The sequence below is a fragment of the Stenotrophomonas sp. 22LJNL06-5-1 genome (assembly GCF_056861455.1).
Window position 1 is genome coordinate 285,929 of sequence record NZ_JBSPUE010000001.1, and the last position, 21,628, is coordinate 307,556.

Below are 21,628 nucleotides of genomic sequence, written 5' to 3' on the forward strand. Positions count from 1 at the left end.
TCGGCTCTACAGAAGACGGTCAGCGTTTCTTCTTCGCCGCGTTGAACGTGGCCGCTGCGCGCAGCAACGCCTTCAACGCCGCGCCATTGGGCATCGCACCTTCATGGATGTCGATCGCGCGCCGCGTGTTGCCCTCCAGGCTGGCGTTGAACAGGCCTTTGGGGTCGGCCAGCGCCGCCCCGTTGGCAAACGTCAGCTTCACCGCCCGCTTGTAGGTCTCGCCGGTGCACAGGATGCCGTTGTGCTCCCACACCGGTGTACCGCGCCACTTCCAGGTTTCCTGCACGTCCGGCAGCGCTTCATGGATCAACGCACGCACGCGTGCCAGCACTTCGCCACGCCAGTCGCCCAGCTCGGCGATGCGTGCATCGATCAGTTCAGCTGCCGGGGTTCCGGCATCGGCAGGGTTCGGCGCGTGCGTGGCCATCAGCGGTTCTCGTCGGGAAAGGAATCAGAATGTCGGGGTTACATGCGCTCGCCGGGCAACGCGGCGGCCTGGCGCACCCAGTCGAGGAACTGTTCTTCATCCAGCGCGCCATCCTGCGGGATGTGCAGGTAGCGCGTATCGGCACTCTTGGACGGCTCAGGTGGCATCGGCTTCAGTGCAGCGCCACGGAAGAACGCCACCTTGATGTAGCGGGTGAAGCAATGGAAGCTGAGAAACCAGCCTTCGCCCGCGGCCACCGCATACATCGGCGAGTTCCACTTCACCGCCTTGTGCACCCCGGGTACGGCCCGTTCGATCAGCGCATCCAGCTGCGCCCCGATCGGCCGCTTCCAGTCCGGCATCGCCGCGATATACGCCTGCACCGGGGCATCGCCTTCGCCCTTGGCGATCTGCGGGTTGCCGCCGGACAACAGCGTGGGCGCGGCGGAAGGTGCGGTTCGCTTGGCAGGCATCGCACGGCACGTCCATCGGGATGGAATCGCAGCCTAGCGCGACGCGCGCCTGGAGGTCACGGCGCGGTGCGCCATCGGCTCAGTCCGCCTGCCGCGCCCGGAACTGGCGCCAGTCCGGCAGCTTGCGGTGGCGGCGCAGCGAGCGCATCAGGGCCGCCATCACCATGCCGAACAGCGCACCGGCCAACAGCCCGGCCACCAGCAGCAGTGCCAACGGCCGCTCACTGCCCTGCCACAGCATCAGCCACATCAGCGCGGTCCAGAACAACCCGAACAGCAGGCCCTGCACCAGCGCGTTGGTACCGAAGCCGGCCAGGATCGGCGGTGGCAGTGCGATGCCCACGCGCCACAGCAGGCGATGCAGCAACGGCGCCGATTGCACGCGTGCCAGCCCCTTGCCGTCGAGGAAGAGCAACGCCGACTGGATCACGGCGGGATAGCGCGGGTTGATATCGTTCATCACCTGATCGTGGCCGATGCGATGCCGGAAACGCAAACGGCCACCCGAAGGTGGCCGTCGCGGCAACAACCGAAGTTGTTTATCAGGCCTTTTCGGCCAGACGGGCAGCCTTGGCGGCAGCAGCGGCAGCCAGGTCTTCCTTGATGCGGGCAGCCTTGCCTTCCAGGCCACGCAGGTAGTACAGCTTACCGGCGCGGACCTTACCACGACGCTTCACTTCGACCGAGTCGATGATGGCGCTGTGGGTCTGGAACACGCGCTCGACGCCGTAGCCGTGCGAGATCTTGCGGACGGTGAACGAGGAGTTCAGGCCGGCATTCTTGGTGGCGATGACAACGCCTTCGTAGGCCTGCACGCGCTCGCGGCTGCCTTCCTTCACCTTCACGTTGACGACAACGGTGTCGCCCTGGCTGAACTTCGGCAGTTCACGGGTGATCTGGGCGGATTCGAATTCCGCGACGATGGACTTGTTCAGCTTGCTCATGGGTTACACCGATTCTTGTTCGGGTGGGCGTGTCGTGTCGACAACGTAGGCTCATGCAGTCACGGGACTGTGCTGCACGTTTGTTTTGGGTACTGCGCGCGCCGGCCGAGGCTGGCGGAATTGGCCATGATAGCCGATAAAGCCAGCCCTGCGCTAGGGGCTGGCCTTGTGTTTCCGGGCCTGACGGCCCTGTTCCAGCAGCTTGCGGTCGGCCTTGCCCAGCGCCTGTTCATCCAGCAGGTCCGGGCGCCGCTGGGCGGTACGGACCAGCGACTGCTGGCGGCGCCAGGCCGCGATGGCCGCGTGGTTGCCCGAGCGCAGCACATCCGGCACGTCACCCAGCGGGTGCTGGGCCGGCTGGCTGTAATGCGGGCAGTCGAGCAGGCCGAGGTCGCCCTCGAAGCTGTCCTGCGCCGCCGATTCGGCGTCGTTCAGGGCACCGTCCTGCAGGCGGGCCACGGCGTCGATGATGACCGCCGCGCCTAGCTCGCCACCGGACAGCACGTAGTCGCCGAGGGAAATCTCCTCGTCGACATTGGATTCCAGGAAACGCTCGTCGATGCCCTCGTAGCGGCCACAGAGCAGGACCATGCGCGGCAGTGCCGCCAGCTCCCGCACCTTGGCCTGGGTCAACGGCGCCCCCTGCGGGCTGAGGTAGATCACCCGCGCCGGGGTCGGATCAGCATCGCGGATCGCCTGCAGGCAGGCCTGCAGCGGCTCGATCAGCATCACCATGCCCGGGCCACCACCGAACGGACGGTCGTCCACCCGGCGGTAGTTGCCTTCGGCGTAATCACGGGGGTTCCAGCCATGCAGGCTGAACAACCCCTTCTCCTGCGCGCGCCCGACCACGCCCAGTCCAGCGGACTGGGCGAGGAACTCGGGGAACAGGGTGATGACGTCGAACCGCATGCTCACACTCAGAACTCGGGATCCCAGTCGACCACGACCAGGTTGGCCTCGAAGTCGACCGACTTGACGAAGTCCGGCTGCACGAACGGGATCATCCGCTCGCGGTCACCCCGGACCACCACCACGTCGTTGGCGCCGGTGCTGAACAGGTGCGAGACTTGGCCCAGGGCAACGCCCTCGGTGGTCTTCACGTCCAGGCCTTCCAGGTCCACCCAGTAGTACTCGTCCGGCTTCGGTGGCGGCAATGCACTGCGGGCCACGTAGATCTCGGTGCCGTGCATCGCTTCAACGGTATCGCGGTCCTCGACGCCGGGGAAACGGGCGACCAGGTGCTTGCCGCTGTCGCGGCCGCGCACACCTTCAATCGTGGTTTCCACGCCGGACGGGCTGCGCACGATCCACGGCTGGTAACGGAAAATGGCGGAACGTGGCTCGGTCCAGGACTCGAGCTTGATCTCGCCGCGCACACCAAAAGCGCCGACAACCCTGCCCAGCAGGATGCGGCGCTCGATATCTTTCATCTGCTTCAACCAAGAGGGCCACGCCGAAGCGTGGCCCGTCAGGATCAGGCCGCAGCGGCCTGAGACTTGGTCGCTTCCTTGATCAGGTTGCGGACCTTGTCGGTCGGCTGGGCGCCGTTCTTGACCCAATGGTCAACGCGGGCCAGGTCCAGCTCGATGCGCTTCTCGGCGCCCTGGGCGACCGGGTTGTAGAAGCCAACGCGCTCGATGTTGCGGCCGTCGCGCGCGCTGCGCACATCGGTGACGATGATGTGGTAGAACGGACGCTTCTTGGCGCCGCCGCGGGTCAGTCGAATCTTGACCATGGTGTTTTTCCTATTGCCCAGTCGCCAGGATGGCGAGGTAAGCGGGCGATTATAGCGGCAGAGCCCGGCCGAGCCAACCCCGGGCTGTATCCATCTTCACGGTAGCGCAGGGCCATGCCCGGCGGGACTTTTCACCCCAGACCGTCCCAAGCCGCCGCCGCCAGCACCGCCCTGCCCTGTTCAGCTAGCGCCTGCGAGCCGGGCAGGACATGCCCGTCAATGGCCTCCAGCGCCCACAGGCCGCTGGCGTTGCAGGCAAAAGCGGCCTTCACACTGTCCAGTTCAGCCAGTGCGAACGGCCGCGTCAGCTGTGCGCCGGGCCAATGCTGCTTCAGCAGCGTCTCGGCGGTCCCCCGCAGGGCCGGTGCCTGCGGCCAGAGCAGCCGTTCGCCATCGTGCACGGCCAGGTTCCAGGTGCTGCCTTCGCTCACGTGGCCATCGGCGGTCACGAACAGCACATCGTCGAAGCCCGCCACCATCGCCGCGCGACGCTCGGCGAACAGGCCAAACGTGCCCACATGCTTGATCTGCGGCAGCTCACGCTGCCAGGCCACGCTGCGCACGCGCTTGGAGGCGGTCAGCGTCACCGGCTGGGACACCGCCACCAGCACGTCCACCGGCACCGCCGCCAGCGGGTTGCGGAAATCGAAGTGGCGCGAATACACCGTCACCCGCAGCGACGCATCGGCGAGGCCGGCCTGCCGCAGCGCCTGCGCCATCCAGCCCCGCACCTGCGCCGTATCCAATTCGCTGCCGAACAGTTCGCGCGTGGCCTGCGACAGCCGCGCCAGATGCAGGTCCAAGCCCTGCGCTGCGCTGTCGCGCACCTGCAGCGAAGTGAAGTGGCCGTAGTTCACCAGCGCTGGCAGCAGATCCTCCACCTGTGCCGGCAGGCCGTTGCAGGTCAGCGTCATCGCAGCAGTGCCTGCGCCTGTTCCCAGATGCCGCGCAGCACGTCGGCGGCCGGCTGTGCGGGCGCCATCCACGCCGACTGCCCTGCCCAGGCCTGCATCGCCGCCAGGCGGTTTTCCTGCGCGGCCTGCTTGCGCATCGGCGCGGTCAGCCCGCGCTGCACCGGATACGGACGCGGCGCGGGGGCGCCTTCCGCAGCGGCGGCGCGCACATAGGGTGTCGCCAGGCCACGGCCCAGGCGACCGCTGAAGGCGCGGGTCGGCCATGTATCTTCCGGTTCGCTGGCGGCCAGCCCATCGGCCCACGCCGAAGCGATCGCCGCTTCGGGCGTGCGCAGGAAGGCGGTGCCGATCTGCACTGCGCTGGCCCCCAGGGTGAGCGCGGCGGCAATGCCGCGACCGTCGGCGATACCACCGGCAGCAATCACCGGAATCTGCAGGTGATCGGCCAGGCGCGGCAGCAGCGCGAACAGGCCGACCAGCTGGCGCTCGGCCATCGCCGGATCGAATGCACCGCGATGGCCGCCCGCCTCCACGCCCTGCGCCACCACCGCATCGGCGCCGGCGTCCTGCGCCGCGCGCGCTTCCGACAACGTGGTCGCACAGGCGATCCAGGCAATGCCGGCATCCTTCAACTGCTGCACGTGGCGCGGCAGCAGCACGCCCATGATGGTCGAGGCCACCGCCGGGCGTGCCGCAAGCAACGCGGCGAACTGCTCTTCGAAGTCGGCGGGCGTGGCGTCGGCGGCGCTGGCCGGCACGTCCGGGCCCCACTGCGCGAGGAAGGCGCGGCTGGCGGCCTCGGCGGCAACGTCACGGGCCGGCACGGGATCCGGCACCCACAGGTTCACCTGTGCCGGGCCGGTGGAGGTCGCGCGGAAGTCCTCCATCCAACGACCGATATCGGCCGACGACGACAGCACCGCGCCCATTGCCCCCATGCTGCCGGCATTGGCCAGCGCAGCCGACAGCGGCACCGGGCAGGCACCGGCCATCGGTGCCAACAGGATCGGAAGCTGCAATGAAAAACGCCGACAGAAGGTGTCGGCGCGTTCAAGGATCGGCGATGCGTTCACGCGACATACCTGTTGGAGAAGTCGCCATCCAGCATACGCCAGTCATTGTGACCGGGGCCGCGTCGCAATGCGCGCCGGCCCCGTCGCTGCATCAACGGAACGGCATGCCGCGGCCGCCCATGGCGCCCATCATGCCCTTCATGCTGCGCATCATGCCCTTCATGCCACCGCCGGCCATCTTGCTCATCATCTTTTCCATCTGCATGTACTGCTTCATCAGCTTGTTGACGTCGGCCGGCGTCACGCCCGAGCCCTTGGCGATGCGCGCGCGGCGCGAGCCGTTGAGCAGGTTCGGGTTACGCCGTTCCTTCTTGGTCATCGAGCTGATGATGGCGATCATGCGCGGGACTTCCTTGCCCTGGCTGACCTGCTGTTTCAGATGATCCGGGATGTTGCCCAGGCCCGGCAGCTTGTCCATCAGGCCGCCAATGCCGCCCATGTTCTGCATCTGCTCCAGCTGGTCACGCATGTCGTTCAGGTCGAACTTCTTGCCCTTGGCGACCTTCTCGGCCAGCTTGGCCGCCTTGTCCTTGTCGACCTGCTGCTCGACCTGCTCGACCAGCGACAGCACGTCGCCCATGTCGAGGATACGGCTGGCGATACGGTCCGGGTGGAACACGTCCAGGCCTTCCGGCTTTTCGCTGACACCGACGAACTTGATCGGCTTGCCGGTGATGTAGCGCACGCTCAGCGCGGCACCGCCGCGGGCGTCACCGTCGGTCTTGGTCAGCACCACGCCGGTCAGCGGCAGCGCGTCGCCGAACGCCTTGGCGGTGTTGGCCGCGTCCTGGCCGGTCATGGCGTCGACCACGAACAGGGTTTCGGCCGGATTCACCGCAGCGTGCAGGGCCTTGATCTCGGCCATCATCGCTTCGTCGATGGCCAGGCGGCCGGCGGTATCGACCAGCAGCACGTCGACGAAGGACTTGCGCGCATCGTCGATGGCGGCGCGGACGATGGCTTCCGGCTTCTGGTCGGCACTGGACGGGAAGAACAGCACGCCGACCTGCTCGGCCAGGGTCTTCAGCTGCTCGATCGCGGCCGGACGGTAGACGTCGGCCGAGACCACCATCACCTTCTTCTTGCGCTTTTCCTTCAGGTGCTTGGCCAGCTTGCCCACCGTGGTGGTCTTGCCGGCGCCCTGCAGGCCCGCCATCAGGATGATGGCCGGCGCGGGCACATTGAGGTTCAGGTCGCTGGCTTCGGCGCCCATCACCGCGGTCAGCTCGTCGCGCACGACCTTGATCAGGGCCTGGCCCGGGGTCAGCGACTTCAGCACTTCCTGGCCGACCGCGCGCACCTTGATGCGCTCGATCAGGGCCTGCACCACCGGCAGCGCAACGTCGGCTTCGAGCAGCGCGATGCGGACCTCACGGGTGGCCTCGCGGATGTTCTCCTCGGTCAGGCGGCCGCGGCCACGCAGGCGCTCGATGGTGCCGGAAAGGCGCTGGGTCAGGGACTCGAACATGCGGCGCAACCTGTCTGAAAGCGGGGGACAATAATGCAGACAGTATAACGGGTCCGCTCCCCTCCCCGGACTGCGACCACAGGGCCGTCGCCACCGCCGCAGGGGTATGCGAAACTGCAACGATGTTAATCGTTCTCATCGCCGCCCTGCTCTACCTGGCCGCCAGCGCCCTGCTGGTGCGTGCGCTTGGCCGCGATGAAAGCACCGGCTCCCCCGCCTGGCTGTGGCCCGCCCTGCCGGCGATGCTGCTGCACGGCGGCTACCACGTGATGGTGGCGATGCGCACCAACGGCGGGCCGGACATGCACTTCTTCGCCGCGCTGTCGCTGGTCGGCCTGGGCATGGCCTGGCTGACCTCGCTGGTCGGCGCACGCGGGCGCATGTCGGCACTGGGCGTGGTGGTGTTCCCGCTGGCCGCGGTACTGTTGCTGGCCTACCACGGCTACGGCCACGAACCGAGCAAGGTGCTGGGCTGGCGCCTGGCCAGCCACGCCTGGCTGGCGCTGCTGGCCTACGCCACGCTGAGCATCGCCGCGCTGCTGGCGATCATGCTGTGGCTGCAGGAACGCGCACTGCGCCGCCGCGAGTTCCGCCCGTGGCTGCGGGCGCTGCCGCCGCTGGCCGACCTGGAATCGCTGCTGTTCCGGGTGATCACCGTCGGCTTCGCGCTGCTGACCCTGACCCTGGTCACCGGCGTACTGTTCGTCGACGACCTGCTGGCACAGAAGCTGGTGCACAAGACCGTGCTGAGCGTGCTGTCGTGGATCGTATTCGGCGTGCTGCTGATCGGCCGCCGCCGCTACGGCTGGCGGGGCATGAAGGCGGTGCACTGGACGCTGGCGGCAATGCTGTTGCTGCTGCTGGCCTTCTTCGGCAGCCAGTTCGTGATCGAACTGGTGTTCGGGCATTCGCGATAGAAGCGTGCCGACCAACGGTCGGCACCCACCGGCGCTACCGTCAAGGCTGGGCCAGGATCTTCCGCACCGAACGGCCGCTGTTGGTGAGGATGTCATCGACCTGCCAGCAGCCCTGGCCCTGGCGCACCATCGGCAGGCGGGTCACGTAGGCCTTCTTCCATACCGAATAGCGCATCTCGACCTGGCCGGCGGTGGCCGACGTCTCTTTCCAGCTGTAGCGCACCGGGGCTTCAATATCGCCGTCCTGCGCATCCAGCCACGGATCGGAATCGATCGTGCAGATGCCTTCCTCGCGCTGCTGGCAGGCACGCTCATCACGCAGCGCCTTGCCGAAAGCCGGGCTGACCAGCGCGGCCGGCGGGTCCAGCAGATCACCGTTGCCGGTCGTCGCCTCGTAGAAGGCGCGGGCCACAGCCGCAGGCTCCCGGCAGGCGGGTGCAGCCTGCACGGTGGGGGCCAGCAGCAGCCCGGCGATCACGAACATCCCTGTCTTTCGCACGTAATTCTCCTTGAGGTAGTGCCGGCCGCTGGCCGGCAACACAGCATCTCATGGCGTTGCCGGCCAGCGGCCGGCACTACCCGATACCGGGCTTACAACCCGTAACGCTCGATCACATCCAGGTGCGGCTGGCGATCCTGGTCACAGGCCTCGGCCAATCGCAGCCAGCAATGCGGATACAGCCATTTCGCGGTCTCCTGCTGCAGGAAACGGTGCAGCGCGAGCGGCGCATGGTCCTGCGGCTGGGCGACCGTGAACAGCAGGCCCGGCAGCGTGCCCTCCTCCATATCCGGATCGGTCACGGTGTAGTCCGCACGGCTGTGCGACCACACCTTCCAGCCCTGCGCTTCAGCCGCTTCCACGAAGTCGTTCCAGGCCTCTTCGCCGGGGTGCGCGCCGTCAATCAGCCAGCTGCGGGCGAAACCACCGCGCTCCAGCACGTGCACCTGTGCATAGGTCGGGATGAAATGCTCGCGCGCTTCCTCCTCTTCCGGCGCCGGATGCACCAGTGCGGCATCGAACACCACCCAGTCGCCCACCTGCTGCGCACGGTTGGCCGGCGCGTTCTCGACGATGCGTGCGGTAACCGGGCCACTGCGGCGTGCGTAGTATTCCATCGGCTCGCCGTTCTCTTCGCTGCGGATGATCACCCAGCCCCACGGCTCCTCGACCACGCCGTCCTGGCTGGACAGCTCCATGCCGATCGCGGCCGCCGAGCGGCGCACTGCATCCCAGTCGCGTGCCGCGCTGGCCGCACTCATGTGGTCCCAATGCGCGGCATTCGGTTCTTCCAGCAGCTCCACCAGCTGCGCATAGCAGGCCTGCGCCTCGCTGAAGCGGCCGGTTTCCATGTACATCCGCGCCAGCGTGCCACGTGCACCATGCGAACCTGGCGATGCCGCCAGCAGCGCCTGCGCGGCCTGCTCCAGCGCCGGCCAATCGGACACGCGACGGGCACGCTGCACCTCGCACCAGTGCGCGAACACCGGCACGCTGCCGCGATAGGTATCCGCCAGCAGGCGCAGGCCGTCGTCGTCGCCCTGCTCGGTCAGCCAACGCATCAGCGTGTAGGCGGCCGGACCATCATCCTGCGTGTGCGCGCGCACGAAGCGCCACAGCAATGCCCGCGCTTCGGTCTGTGCACCACAGGCGCTCAAGGCGGAGGCGGCCATCTCGGCCAGCGCCTCATCATCGGGCAGCTGCGCCTGTGCCTGCAGCAACCACTGCGCCTCACGCTCCGGATCGCGCGACTGGTTCTGTTCCCCCTGCTCGTGCAGCCAGGCCAGCAGTTCGCTGGCCGGCACCGGCAGCGGCGCAACGTCCGGCAATGCATCGATGCGTGCGGCCAGGCCAGCCACCAGCGCTGCCGCACCACGGTCCTGGCGCAGCTGCGCCAGATGGGTACGCGCCAGTTCCAGCTGGCGCAGCGCCACCCAGCGCGCGCCGCGCTGCAGGGCCAGCTCCAGGCTCAGCGCAGCGACTTCAATCAGCAGGCGGTGCGAGCCAACCTCGGCAAAGTGTTCGATGATGGTGTTGAAGCGCGTGCCAAGATCCCAGGTATTGCGTGCGGGATCGCGCCGGCACAGCGCTGCGGCGGTGTTCGCCCACAGCCGCCAGTAGGTAGGCGTCAGTTCGCTCCACGGCACCAGCTGCTGCACGGCTTCTTCGTCGCGGCCCAGCTGGGCCAGCGCCCACGCCTTGGACAGGCTGCGCGGCACCGTGCAGTTGGCCGGCTCATACTCGCCGGACGCTGCCACTTCGGCCTCGCGCTTCTCGATCAGCACCAGCGCTTCTTCGGCACGGCCCATGCCCAGCAGGATCTTGATCTGCATCTCCGGGAAGCTGTCGAACACTTCCTTGCCACTGGCCTCGATCGCATCCGACTGCACCTGCAGGTAGTCCAGCGCGTCCTGGCCGCGGCCATCATCCAGCAGCGCATCGGCCTTTTCGCAGCTCAGGCACTGGAAGCAGGCCCAGCTCGGATCGATGCGACCCAGCGTTTCATCGCACACCTCGATGCGCTCTGGCACCCAGCCCGGGCCATCGATGTTGCCGTAGCAGGCCGCCAGATCCTGGGTCACGCAGATCGACTGCGGGCATTCCAGCGTATCCTCGCGATGCGCACGCTCGAACAGCGCCACGGCTTCGCCCAGCGCGCTCTCGCCTTCGACGCGGTTGCCGACGCGGTTGCGCAGCGCCCAGTGGCCGACGTAGACGTCGACCCACGGGTTGTCCAGCGCCTTGCCCAGCGCACGCGCTTCGGGCAGCAGCGCGTCGACGCGGTCGACACGCAGTTCGCTCACCTCGTCGGCGAGGCGGTTCAGCAGGTGCGCATTCTGCGCCTGGCCGGCCTGGCGCAGGTCGCCCTGCAGTTTTTCGACCCAGTTCCAGATGTCCATGGGGTAAGTGCTCCTGTCTAGCGAAGGCTGGATGAGAGGATGCGGTGCTCAGCGCAGCATCTGCTGCAGGGCACCGGCGATATCGGTAAAGGCGCCGTTGAGATCCGGGCCCGGTGTGGCGGTCGCGCGGGCCAACGGACGGCCCTGTGCGGCAACGATGATCTTCAGTGAGCGCAGCAGGCGTGCTGCAGCTTCGGCCTGTGGATGCCCGTCGCGCTGGGCACGCAACAGTGCCTGCACCGCCGGGTTGTCGAGGTTGAGGTACAACCGCGATGGCGCCCGCGATTCGATGCGTGCGGTGAACTGCCGCGCCAGGCGCAGCGCGGCCATCGAAACGCGCTTATCGTTCTCGTCGTCTTCCAGCCGCTGCTTCAGCTCAGCCTCGCGGTCGGGTACCACCACCACCGGCAGCGACTCGGGGCTGAAGCGTGCCGGCAGCAACTGTTCGCCGTCACCCAGCTGCTCGCGCAGCCATGCCAGCTGCGCCTCGTCGAGGCTGTCATCGCTGCGGAACAGCGCACGGTTGCCCTGTTCGGTCCCCAGTTCAACCAGGCGCAGGCCCTTGGCCTGGGCCCAGCGACGCAGGAACGGCACCACGGCATAGCGATGGCCATGCGCGACCGGCACGCCCATCGCGCGGAACAGCATTTCCTCGAAGCCGCCGCCGTTGTCGAGGATCACATGCACGGCACCCCGCGCCGGCAGTGCGCTGGCCGGCAGGTCGCCCTGCGAAGTCGGCACGCGCACGTGTTCCAGCAGCAGGTCGAACAGGCGGTCGTCGCACAGTGCCGCACCCAGCAGGGCCTCGTTGTGGCGGGTCAGCACCCGTCGCCACGCTTCCGGCTGCTGCCGCGCGACGTCGGCCAGGCCATCAATCAGCGCCTCCAGCAGCGCATGCTGCACGGCGCGGTACTGGTCATCGCGCTGCAGGTCTTCGCGGCTGGCGGTGGGCGTCAGCCGCGAGGATTCAATCACCCCGCCGATGAAGCCCGCCCACGGCGGCAGCAGGTCGCGCGCATCGTCGTCCAGCAACATGCCGCGCACGAACACCGACAGGTTGCGGTTGTCGCTGGTGCCGTAGGTAGCGCCGTCCTGCACCCACAACAGGCCGGTGGCATCGCTGTTGCCATCGGCACGCAACGGCACGGTGACGATCGGCTCGAAATCATGTTCGAAACGCGCGGCGAACTGCAGCGCCTGGCGGCGCGCCTGCACCGGATGCAGGGCAACATCACCCTGCCCGCGCCACGGCGGCGGCTCGGGATTGAGCGCCTCGCCCGCAGCGCCGATGAAGATCGGCTCGGACAACAACGCGCAGTAGCGACCCAGTACCTCGTGCAACCGCGCCTCGTTGGCCAGCGGCAGGAAATCCGGATGCAGCTCCAGCTCCACCTCGGTGCCGACCGCGCGCGCCGGCATTTCGCTGACGGTGTACTGCTCGGCGTTGCTGGACACGTACAGATGACCCAGATCCGGCGTCTGGTACGAGGTGGTACGCACGCTGACCCGGCGCGCCAGCACGAAGGCCGACAGGAAACCGAGGCCGAACATGCCGATCAGGCCCTCATCGTCCTCGCCGTCCTGGCGCAGGCCACGGGTATAGCCGACGCCGACGGTAGCCAGGTAATCGTGGATCTCCTGGCGGGTCAGGCCAGCACCGGTATCGGTGATGCGCAGCACGCCGGCACCGGCATCGACCTGCACCGAGATACGCGAAGGCACTTCGATGCCGGGCTGTTCGATGCGACGGCGGATGATCGAGTCGTGCGCGTTCTGCACCAGCTCACGCAGTGCCACCACCGGGGTGGAATACAGGTGCTTGCCCAGCACCGTCATCAGTCCATTGAGATCGACCCCGGCGCGACGGATTTCGGCGTTGGGGGCGGTGAGCGCGGTGTCCTGCATGTAATCGTTTACTCCTGGGCACGGAAAGACGCCAGAGGGCGCTTTCGTCGAGCGGGAAAAACTAGCACAGGCAGGCTGACCGTTGCTGTGTCGGCCGCCGTATTCCACGTGCGCGGTGGTGACGCCGAGCCATGCCCGGCGCGATCACGCCGCGTCGATGGCCTCGGACAGGCGCTCCACCGCGATCACTTCCATACCCTTCACCGAACCACCCTTGGGCGCATTGGCCTTGGGCACGATGGCGCGCTTGAAGCCATGGGTGGCGGCCTCGCGCAGGCGATCTTCGCCATTGGGCACCGGACGGATCTCGCCGGACAGGCCGACTTCGCCGAAGGCGATGGTCTTCTCCGCCAGCGGCCTGTCCTGCAGCGAGGACAGCACCGCCAGCAGCACCGGCAGATCGGCGGCGGTCTCCTGCACACGGATGCCACCGACCACGTTGACGAACACGTCCTGATCGCCGACCAGCACGCCGCCGTGGCGATGCAGCACCGCCAGCAGCATCGCCAGCCGGTTCTGCTCCAGGCCAACCGCGACACGGCGCGGGTTCGACAGCGGAGATGCATCGACCAGTGCCTGCACCTCCACCAGCAGCGGCCGGGTGCCCTCGCGGGTGACCATCACGCAACTGCCCGGTTGATGGGTGCTGCCACCGGACAGGAAGATCGCCGATGGATTGGAGACCTCCTTCAGGCCCTTGTCGCCCATCGCAAACACGCCCAGTTCGTTGACCGCACCGAAGCGGTTCTTGAACGCGCGCAGCAGGCGGAAGCGGCTGCCGCTCTCGCCTTCGAAATACAGCACCGCATCGACCATGTGTTCCAACACGCGCGGGCCGGCGATGCCGCCCTCCTTGGTCACGTGGCCGACCAGGAACACGGCGGTGCCGGTCTCCTTGGCGAAACGCACCAGCCGCGCAGCGCTCTCGCGCACCTGGCTGACCGAGCCCGGCGCGGCGGTCAGGCTCTCGGTCCACAGGGTCTGCACGGAGTCGGCCACGATCAGCCGCGGGCCGGCCTTGGACGCGTGCTGCAGGATCGACTCGACGCCGGTCTCGGCCAGCGCATTGACGCCATCCAGCGGCAACTCCAGGCGATGCGCGCGGCCGGCCACCTGGGCCAGCGACTCTTCGCCGGTGACGTACAGCACCGGCAATTCGGCCGCCATCTTCGCCACCGCCTGCAGCAGCAGGGTCGACTTGCCGATGCCGGGGTCGCCACCGACCAGCACCACCGCGCCCTCGACCAGGCCGCCGCCGAGCACGCGGTCGAACTCGCCGATGCCGGTCGAGACCCGACGATGCTCGGTCTGCTCCACATCCTTCAGCGCGGTGATCTTCGGCGGGTCGATCTTGCCAGCCCAGCCCGCCCGGCGCGACGCCGGCGCCTTGGCCGCCGCCGCGCTCTCCAGCACGATTTCCGACAGCGAGTTCCAGACATTGCACTCGGTGCACTGGCCCTGCCACTTGCTGAATTCGGCGCCGCATTCATTGCAGACGTAGGCGGTGCGGGCTTTTGCCATTGGATGATTTCCAGCAACGGGAACAGGCGTGGCAGGATAGCCGAGCCGGGTCGCAGGTGCTGCGACCGCTCAAGTCCCGCCCGCCCGCGCCGATAGCTGTCGCGGGCGTGCGCCTTGCGGGCGCCCCTCCCTCCCCCTCTGGATTCAACATGACTGGCAGTTACAGTCAGAGCCTGGTCGCCATCTCCCTGCTGGTGGCCATTCTTGCTTCGTACACGGCGCTGGACATGGCCGGCCGCCTGGCCACGGCCGAGGGCCGCGTGGCCCGCTGGTGGCTGGCCGGCGGCGCGGCGGCGATGGGCCTGGGCATCTGGTCGATGCATTTCATCGGCATGCTGGCCTTCGACCTGCCGATTCCGGTCGGCTACGACCTTGGCATCACCCTGTACTCGCTGGCCGTGTCGATCGGCGCCTCGGCCTATGCGCTATGGCTGGTGTCGCGGCCCAGCCTGCCGTGGCGACGCCTGCTGGCCGGCGCCGTGCTGATGGGCCTGGGCATTGCCACCATGCACTACCTCGGCATGGCCGCGATGCGCATGCAGCCGGGCATCGACTATCACCCGGGCTGGTTCGCCGCCTCCATCGCGGTGGCCATCGGCGCCGCAGGTGCGGCGCTGTGGATCGCCTTCCGCCTGCGTACCGAGCAGCGCAACACCATGCGCCTGCGCGCACTGGCCTCGCTGGTAATGGGCCTGGCCATCGTCGGCATGCACTACACCGGCATGGCCGCGGCGCGCTTCCCGGAGGGCAGCATCTGCGGCGCGGTCGGCAGCGGTGGCATCGATACGCGCTGGCTGGCGGTGCTCGTGATCGTCACCACCGTGGCCACGCTGGGCATCGCGCTGGTCGCCTCGCTGTTCGACCGGCAGATGCGCGTGCGCACCGGGTTGCTGGCCGATTCACTGGCACACGCCAACGACAAGCTGATCCAGGCCGCCCTGCACGACCCGCTGACCCAGCTGCCCAACCGCATGCTGCTGCAGGACCGCATCGAGCAGGCCATCGAGAAGGCGCGGCGCCGCAGCCATGCGGTGGCGGTGATGTTCTGCGACCTGGACGGCTTCAAGGCGGTCAATGATGCGTACGGACACCAGCTGGGAGATCGCCTGCTGGTGGCGGTGGCGCAGCGTATTGGCGGCCTGCTGCGGCCGCAGGACACCTTCGCCCGCCTTGGCGGCGACGAGTTCGTGATCGTGCTGGCCATCGACATTCCCGACGATGCGGTGGTGGTCGCCGAGCGGATCATCGCGGCGGCGGGCGAACCGTTCCTGCTGGATGCGGCCGAGCTGCAGGTCAGCGCCAGCCTGGGCATCGCCCTGTATCCGGATGACGCCGGCAACGAGCGCGAGCTGATGGCACACGCCGACGCTGCGATGTACCACACCAAGGAAACGGGCCGGAACGGCTATACGTTCTTCACCCCGTCGATGCAGCTCAGCGCCAACCGCCAGCTGCGCCTGCTGCAGGACCTGCGCAAGGCCGTGACGCGCAATGAACTGGTCCTGCATTACCAGCCCAAGTTCCCGGCCGCGGGTGCACCGGCCACTGGCGCCGAGGCGCTGCTGCGCTGGCAGCATCCGGAGCTGGGCCTGCTGGCGCCGGATGTGTTCATTCCCATCGCCGAGCGCAGCGGCCTGATCCTGCCCATCGGCGACTGGGTGCTGGACCGCGCCTGTGCGCAGCTGCGGGCGTGGCACGATGCCGGTCACACCGGATGGTCGATGGCGGTGAACCTGTCGCCCTTGCAGTTCTCCTCCCCGGCCCTGCTGGACAGCGTGCGCGAGGTACTGGAGCGGCACCGGATCGAGCCGGCACGGCTGACCCTGGAGATCACCGAGACCACGGCGATGAAGGACGTTGATGCCAGCCTGGCGATTCTCAACGACCTGACCGCGATGGGCGTGCACATTGCCATCGACGACTTCGGCACGGGCTATTCCAGCCTGCTGTACCTGAAGCGCATGCCGGCCACCGAACTGAAGATCGACCGCGCGTTCGTGCACGATCTGGAATGCAATGAAGAGGATGCCGCCATCGTCTCGTCGATCATCGCGCTGGGACGCACCCTGCAGCTGCAGGTGGTGGCCGAGGGCGTGGAAACGCAGGCGCAGCGCGAATACCTGAGCGAACTGGGCTGTGATCAGTTGCAGGGTTACCACCTGGGCCGGCCGATGGAGGCCGAAGAGTTCCTGCGCCGCGTGGCGGGGTAGAGCCGGCCGCTGGCCGGCTTCCCGCGATTGCCGGCCAGCGGCCGGCACTACCCATCCGCAGACAAACAGAAAGGCCGCCCGAGGGCGGCCTTTCTGCGTGGCAACGTCGCGCGGACGTCAGTGCATCATGTGCACGTTCATGTTGTGCATAACCCACAGGGTGCCGACCACGATGATGCCGATCACCACCACGGTGAAGGCCGCAGCGTTGACGTTCCAGCGGCTTTCCGAAGAGCGGTCCAGGTGAAGGAAGAACACCAGGTGGACCAGCATCTGCAGCACCGCCGTGATCGCGATCACCACACCGTTGACGGTGCGCGAGAAATCACCCGACATCACCATCCAGAACGGGATGACGGTCAGCACCACCGCCAGCACGAAGCCGATCAGGTACGACTTCACGGTGCCATGGCTTTCGCCGCCGGTGCCGTGGTCGTGTGCATGGTTGTCATGTGCCATTACAGGGCTCCATTGAGGTAGACGACGGAGAACACGCCGATCCAGATCAGGTCCAGGAAGTGCCAGAACAGGCTCAGGCACGCCATGCGGGTCTTGTTGGTCGGGGTCAGGCCGTACTTCTTCAGCTGCACGAACATCACCAGCAGCCACAGCAGGCCGGCGCTGACGTGCAGGCCGTGGGTACCGACCAGGGCGAAGAACGCCGACAGGAAGGCACTGCGGTCCGGACCGTAGCCCTGGTGGATCAGGTGCTGGAACTCCCACACTTCCATGCACATGAAGCCGAAGCCCAGCAGCCAGGTGATGCCCAGCCACAGGTACATCTGGCCCATCTGCTTGCGGTGCATGGCAATCATGCCCAGGCCGAAGGTCAGCGAGGAGGTCAGCAGCAGCGCGGTTTCCCATGCAACGAACGGCAGTTCGAACAGGTCCTTCGCGGTCGGGCCACCATCGGTACCGCCGGCCAGCACCACATAGGTGGCGAACAGCGAGGCGAAGATGAGGCAGTCGCTCATCAGGTACACCCAGAAACCGAAGACGGTGTTGCCGCCGGTGTCGTGGTGCTCGTGGTCGTCATGGCCATGGGCCGCCGCTTGCGCGGCGTGCCCGTGGCTCAGGGTCGAGGTATTGGTGCTCATGCCTTCAGCTCCGACTTCACCAGGCCCTGGGATTCCAGGTGCTTGCGGTGTTCGTTCTCGATGCGTTCCACCTCGGCGGCCGGGACCCAGTAGTCCACGTCCTGGTCGAAGGTGCGGTAGATGAACGTGGCGATCATGCCGACGAAGCCGACGATGGCCAGCCACCAGATGTGCCAGATCATCGCGAAGCCGAACACCAGGCTGAAGGCACCGATGACAACGCCCGTGCCGGTGTTGCGCGGCATGTGGATGTCGGTGTACTTGGCCGGCTTCGGCCAGGCTTCACCACGCTGCTTGCGCTCCCAGAAATCGTCCAGCTCGGTGACTTCCGGCAGGCTGCCGAAGTTGTAGAAGGCCGGCGGCGAAGAGGTTTCCCACTCCAGCGTACGGGCATCCCACGGGTCGCCGGTCAGGTCGGCGGTCTTCTTGCGGTCGCGGATCGACACGGCCACCTGGATGATCTGGCACAGGATGCCGGCACCCACGATGAAGGCACCTGCAGCGGCCACCAGCAGCAGCGGCTCGTAGGCCGGGTTGACGGTGCTCTGCAGACGACGGGTCATGCCCATGAAGCCCAGCACGTACATCGGCATGAAGGTCACGTAGAAGCCGATGAACCAGCACCAGAACGCGCACTTGCCCCAGAACTCATTGAGGCGGAAGCCGAACATCTTCGGCCACCAGTAGGTGATGCCGGCGAACATGCCGAACACCACGCCGCCGATGATGACGTTGTGGAAGTGGGCGATCAGGAACAGGCTGTTGTGCAGCACGAAGTCGATGGCCGGGATCGCCAGCATCACGCCGGTCATGCCGCCGATGGTGAAGGTGACCATGAAGCCGATGGTCCACAGCACGGGCGTGGTGAACTGCACACGACCGCGGAACATGGTGAACAGCCAGTTGAAGATCTTCACGCCGGTCGGGATCGAGATGATCATCGTCGTGATGCCGAAGAAGGCATTGACGTTGGCACCCGAGCCCATGGTGAAGAAGTGGTGCAGCCACACGATGAACGACAGCACGCCGATGCAGGCGGTGGCGTAGACCATGCCCTTGTAGCCGAACAGCGCCTTGCGCGAGAAGGTCGCGATGACTTCGGAGAACACACCGAACGCCGGCAGGACCAGGATGTACACCTCCGGGTGACCCCAGATCCAGATCAGGTTGATGTACAGCATGGCGTTGCCGCCACCGTCATTGGTGAAGAAGTGCGTACCCAGGTAACGGTCCAGGGTCAGCAGCACCAGGGTGATGGTCAGCACCGGGAAAGCAGCGACGATCAGCACGTTGGTCACCAGGGCAGTCCAGGTGAACACCGGCATCTGCATCAGCTTCATGCTGGGGGTACGCATCTTCAGGATGGTGATGAAGAAGTTGATACCGCTCAGCGTGGTACCCAGGCCTGCGACCTGTAGACCCCAGATGTAGTAATCCATGCCGACGCTTGGACTGTATTCGATGCCCGACAACGGCGGGAACGCCAGCCAGCCGGTGGCAGCGAACTCACCGATCCACAGCGACAGCATGATCAGCACCGCACCGGACACGAACAGCCAGAAGCTGAGCGAGTTGACGAACGGGAACGCGACGTCGCGCGCACCGATCTGCAGCGGCACGGCCAGATTCATCAGGCCGGTGATCAGCGGCATCGCCACGAAGAAGATCATGATCACGCCGTGGGCGGTGAAGATCTGGTCGTAGTGGTGCGGCGGCAGGTAACCCTCGGACCCACCGACGGCGAGCGCCTGCTGGGTACGCATCATGATGGCGTCGGAGAAACCGCGCAGCAGCATGACGAAGGCGACGATGAGGTACATCACGCCGATCTTCTTGTGATCCACCGAGGTGAACCACTCCTTCCACAGATAGCCCCACAGCTTGAACTTGGTGATCAGGGCCATGACGCCCAGGCCACCCAGCACCGCGCCGACCAGGGTGGTCAGCACGATCGGATCGTGGGGGATCGACTCAAGAGAGAGTTTTCCCAACATGTTCATTCTCCCGAACCCGCGTGGCCAGCGTGACCGGCGGCGGCGTGTTCGTCAGCAGTGTGTCCGGCGTGTTCGGCCGGAGCGGCAGCAGCGTCGGTATGGCCTTGGTGGCCCTCGTGACCTGCATGGGCATCGTGGCCTTCAGCGGCGGCACCATCGGCCGGGGCCTTGTGCTCGTGCTTCATGCCGTAATGCTTGTTGTCGCCCATGTGCTTGGCGATGACCCAGTCGAACAGGCCTTCTTCGGTCTTGCCGAAGTAGGTGACCGGGTACCACTCGGCGTTGCGTGCTTCACCCAGGGCCTTGAACGAGGCCTTGTCCAGGGTCTGCTCGCCGGCGCGGACCTGGTCCAGCCACTGGCGGTATTCGGCATCGGTGACCGAGTAGGCGGTGAAGTGCATCTTGGCGAAGCCTGCGCCACTGTAGTGCGAGGACATGCCCGGGAATTCACCGGTCTCGTTGGCAATCAGGTGGAGCTTGGTCTCCATCGCAGCCATCGAGTAGATCATGCTGCCCAGGTGCGGGATGAAGAAGGCATTCATCACCGAATCGGACGTGATCTTGAAGTTCAGCGGCGTGTTGACCGGGAACTTGATTTCGTTGACGACCGCCACCTTCTCTTCCGGATAGATGAACAGCCACTTCCAGTCCAGCGAGATCGCCTCGATGGTGACCGGCTTGACGTCCGAATCCAGCGGCTTGTACGGGTCCAGTGCGTGCGACGAGCGCCAGGTCAGGACCGCCAGCACCAGCACGATCATGCAGGGAATGGACCACACCACCACCTCGATCGCCGTCGAGTGGGACCACTTCGGCTCGTAACGGGCCTTGGTGTTGGAGGCGCGATACTTCCACGCGAAGGTCAGGGTCATGATGATGACCGGGATGACGACCAGCAGCATGAGCACGGTGGCCGTGATCAGCAGGGTCTTCTCATCCTGGCCGATCTGGCCCTTCGGACTGAGGATGGCCACGGCATCGCAGCCGGTGAGCATCACCAGCAACGACAACAGCAGGCCCGGGCGCAACCAGCGCCCAAGGGTTTTCAACGGAATCATCGGTCGATCCAATTGCGAGGGAATGCCGTTCCCCGTCCTGCCTGTTCCGGCCAAAGCCGGTCCCACCGGTCCGGAAGACAGGTAGGGAGGTGGGGTCGAGTCAGCCTTTCAATTTTAGGCCGTCACCCACCATTTAAGAAAGGCATTGACAATGATCGAGCGCAGGAAAGGCCCGTTTCTGGCTGCGACACGTTGTCGCACCGCGCAGGCGCGGCGGGCAGAACACCAGGGGCGGCATCCTAGCATCGGGCGATGGCGGCTGCTCCGCCCTCGTTCGGCAAAGTCATCTGAACCTGTTCAGGCGTGCTGGCGGGTGCCTGGCGTGGGATGCTCGGCGCAGGAGGAAGGCCCGTGGACAAGATCGACTTCAAGAAGCACGACCGGGCGCTCTATCAACCGCCCACCGGCAAGTTCGTACGGGTCGACGTACCGCCCCTGCCCTACCTGATGGTCGACGGCCACGGTGATCCGAATACCGCCCCCGCGTATGTGCAGGCGGTGCAGTGGCTGTACTCGGTGAGCTATGCACTGAAGTTCGCGCTGAAGGCCGGGGGCCAGGACTACGTGGTGCCACCGCTGGAAGCGCTTTGGACCGCCGAGGATCCGTCGAGCTTTGTGGCACGCCGCAAGAATGAGTGGGCCTGGACAGTGATGATCCGGACGCCGGACGGGATCAGTCCAGCGCAGTTGGAGGCGGCCATCACCAAGGCGGCGAAGAAACTGGGCGAGGTCCCGGCCAGCCTTCGCCATGAAACTCTTGAAGAAGGCCTCTGCCTGCAGACCCTGCATGTAGGCGCCTACGATGACGAGGGTACGGCCCTCGCCCATCTGCACAACGAACTGATGCCTGCAATGGGATATGCCTTCGCCGGCCCCCATCACGAGATCTACCTGAGCGATCCGCGCAAGACCGACGCGGCGCGGTTGAAGACTGTGCTTCGGCAGCCGGTGCGGGCGCTTGAACCCGGCAAGGATGCACGTTCATGACACA

At 66.5% G+C, this 21,628-nt stretch carries 21 protein-coding genes; 3 read left to right on the top strand and 18 right to left on the bottom strand.

The genetic code is table 11. The features are described from left to right. Positions 1-19 precede the first annotated feature (19 nt). From AC13GF_RS01290 to ffh, 10 genes are all read right to left on the bottom strand, one after another. Positions 20-427 (bottom strand): DUF1801 domain-containing protein, encoded by a 408-nt coding sequence (locus AC13GF_RS01290; RefSeq protein WP_483002869.1) that lies wholly within the window; start codon positions 425-427, stop codon positions 20-22. A gap of 38 nt (positions 428-465) precedes the next feature. Beyond that, positions 466-900: a DUF1801 domain-containing protein gene (locus AC13GF_RS01295; RefSeq protein WP_483002871.1), complete on the bottom strand. Its 435-nt coding sequence runs from the start codon at positions 898-900 to the stop codon at positions 466-468. Positions 901-979: 79 nt separating this feature from the next. Beyond that, positions 980-1,360 (bottom strand): DUF6404 family protein, encoded by a 381-nt coding sequence (locus AC13GF_RS01300; RefSeq protein ID WP_483002873.1) that lies wholly within the window; start codon positions 1,358-1,360, stop codon positions 980-982. 82 nt (positions 1,361-1,442) lie between these two features. Next, complete coding sequence (gene rplS, locus AC13GF_RS01305; protein WP_005408597.1) at positions 1,443-1,844, bottom strand: 50S ribosomal protein L19; 402 nt, start codon at positions 1,842-1,844, stop codon at positions 1,443-1,445. A gap of 153 nt (positions 1,845-1,997) precedes the next feature. Then, positions 1,998-2,756 carry a tRNA (guanosine(37)-N1)-methyltransferase TrmD gene (gene trmD, locus AC13GF_RS01310; RefSeq protein ID WP_483002875.1) on the bottom strand — a complete coding sequence of 253 codons (759 nt, stop codon included), beginning with the start codon at positions 2,754-2,756 and terminating at the stop codon, positions 1,998-2,000. Positions 2,757-2,764: 8 nt separating this feature from the next. Continuing rightward, entirely contained in the window at positions 2,765-3,277 is a 513-nt protein-coding gene (rimM, locus tag AC13GF_RS01315; protein ID WP_010483256.1) for a ribosome maturation factor RimM, read from the bottom strand. Positions 3,278-3,321: 44 nt separating this feature from the next. After that, positions 3,322-3,582 carry a 30S ribosomal protein S16 gene (gene rpsP, locus AC13GF_RS01320; RefSeq protein WP_005415733.1) on the bottom strand — a complete coding sequence of 87 codons (261 nt, stop codon included), beginning with the start codon at positions 3,580-3,582 and terminating at the stop codon, positions 3,322-3,324. A 131-nt stretch (positions 3,583-3,713) separates the two neighbouring features. Continuing rightward, entirely contained in the window at positions 3,714-4,496 is a 783-nt protein-coding gene (locus AC13GF_RS01325) for an aminotransferase class IV family protein (RefSeq protein ID WP_483002876.1), read from the bottom strand. Continuing rightward, a complete protein-coding gene (locus AC13GF_RS01330) occupies positions 4,493-5,569 on the bottom strand; it encodes an NAD(P)H-dependent flavin oxidoreductase (RefSeq protein WP_483002877.1) in 1,077 nt (358 codons plus the stop codon). Before AC13GF_RS01330 ends, AC13GF_RS01325 begins: the two co-directional genes overlap by 4 nt. A 91-nt stretch (positions 5,570-5,660) precedes the next feature. Further along, positions 5,661-7,037, bottom strand: a complete 1,377-nt coding sequence (gene ffh / locus AC13GF_RS01335; RefSeq protein ID WP_004149025.1) for a signal recognition particle protein — start codon at positions 7,035-7,037, stop codon at positions 5,661-5,663. A 122-nt stretch (positions 7,038-7,159) separates the two neighbouring features. On the opposite strand from ffh, the gene AC13GF_RS01340 reads away from it, so the two are divergent. Next, positions 7,160-7,954 (top strand): cytochrome C assembly family protein, encoded by a 795-nt coding sequence (locus tag AC13GF_RS01340; protein ID WP_032127560.1) that lies wholly within the window; start codon positions 7,160-7,162, stop codon positions 7,952-7,954. A gap of 40 nt (positions 7,955-7,994) precedes the next feature. Here the strand turns inward: AC13GF_RS01340 and AC13GF_RS01345 are convergent, their stop codons facing one another. The 4 genes from AC13GF_RS01345 to radA all read right to left on the bottom strand — a co-directional run bounded on the left by AC13GF_RS01345 (position 7,995) and on the right by radA (position 14,278). Continuing rightward, positions 7,995-8,453, bottom strand: a complete 459-nt coding sequence (locus AC13GF_RS01345; protein WP_483002880.1) for a YqhG/Tai3 family protein — start codon at positions 8,451-8,453, stop codon at positions 7,995-7,997. 92 nt (positions 8,454-8,545) lie between these two features. Then, positions 8,546-10,852 (bottom strand): tetratricopeptide repeat protein, encoded by a 2,307-nt coding sequence (locus AC13GF_RS01350; RefSeq protein ID WP_483002881.1) that lies wholly within the window; start codon positions 10,850-10,852, stop codon positions 8,546-8,548. Between the two features lie 48 nt (positions 10,853-10,900). After that, positions 10,901-12,757 (bottom strand): ATP-binding protein, encoded by a 1,857-nt coding sequence (locus AC13GF_RS01355; RefSeq protein ID WP_483002882.1) that lies wholly within the window; start codon positions 12,755-12,757, stop codon positions 10,901-10,903. A 144-nt stretch (positions 12,758-12,901) separates the two neighbouring features. Next, positions 12,902-14,278, bottom strand: a complete 1,377-nt coding sequence (gene radA / locus AC13GF_RS01360; RefSeq protein ID WP_483002883.1) for a DNA repair protein RadA — start codon at positions 14,276-14,278, stop codon at positions 12,902-12,904. A gap of 149 nt (positions 14,279-14,427) precedes the next feature. Between radA and AC13GF_RS01365 the strand changes: the two genes are divergently transcribed. Next, complete coding sequence (locus tag AC13GF_RS01365; protein WP_483002884.1) at positions 14,428-16,488, top strand: putative bifunctional diguanylate cyclase/phosphodiesterase; 2,061 nt, start codon at positions 14,428-14,430, stop codon at positions 16,486-16,488. Positions 16,489-16,605: 117 nt separating this feature from the next. Here the strand turns inward: AC13GF_RS01365 and cyoD are convergent, their stop codons facing one another. The 4 genes from cyoD to cyoA are packed head-to-tail and all read right to left on the bottom strand — an operon-like array spanning position 16,606 to position 20,637. Further along, positions 16,606-16,947, bottom strand: a complete 342-nt coding sequence (cyoD, locus tag AC13GF_RS01370) for a cytochrome o ubiquinol oxidase subunit IV (protein WP_005408584.1) — start codon at positions 16,945-16,947, stop codon at positions 16,606-16,608. Next, a complete protein-coding gene (gene cyoC / locus AC13GF_RS01375) occupies positions 16,947-17,585 on the bottom strand; it encodes a cytochrome o ubiquinol oxidase subunit III (RefSeq protein WP_012510428.1) in 639 nt (212 codons plus the stop codon). Before cyoC ends, cyoD begins: the two co-directional genes overlap by 1 nt. Then, on the bottom strand, positions 17,582-19,579 hold the full coding sequence (cyoB, locus tag AC13GF_RS01380) for a cytochrome o ubiquinol oxidase subunit I (protein ID WP_142807521.1): 1,998 nt from the start codon (positions 19,577-19,579) through the stop codon (positions 17,582-17,584). Before cyoB ends, cyoC begins: the two co-directional genes overlap by 4 nt. Positions 19,580-19,581: 2 nt before the next feature. Continuing rightward, a complete protein-coding gene (gene cyoA, locus AC13GF_RS01385) occupies positions 19,582-20,637 on the bottom strand; it encodes a ubiquinol oxidase subunit II (RefSeq protein ID WP_099554396.1) in 1,056 nt (351 codons plus the stop codon). 351 nt (positions 20,638-20,988) lie between these two features. On the opposite strand from cyoA, the gene AC13GF_RS01390 reads away from it, so the two are divergent. Then, entirely contained in the window at positions 20,989-21,624 is a 636-nt protein-coding gene (locus tag AC13GF_RS01390; protein WP_483002885.1) for a GyrI-like domain-containing protein, read from the top strand. Positions 21,625-21,628: the final 4 nt, after the last annotated feature.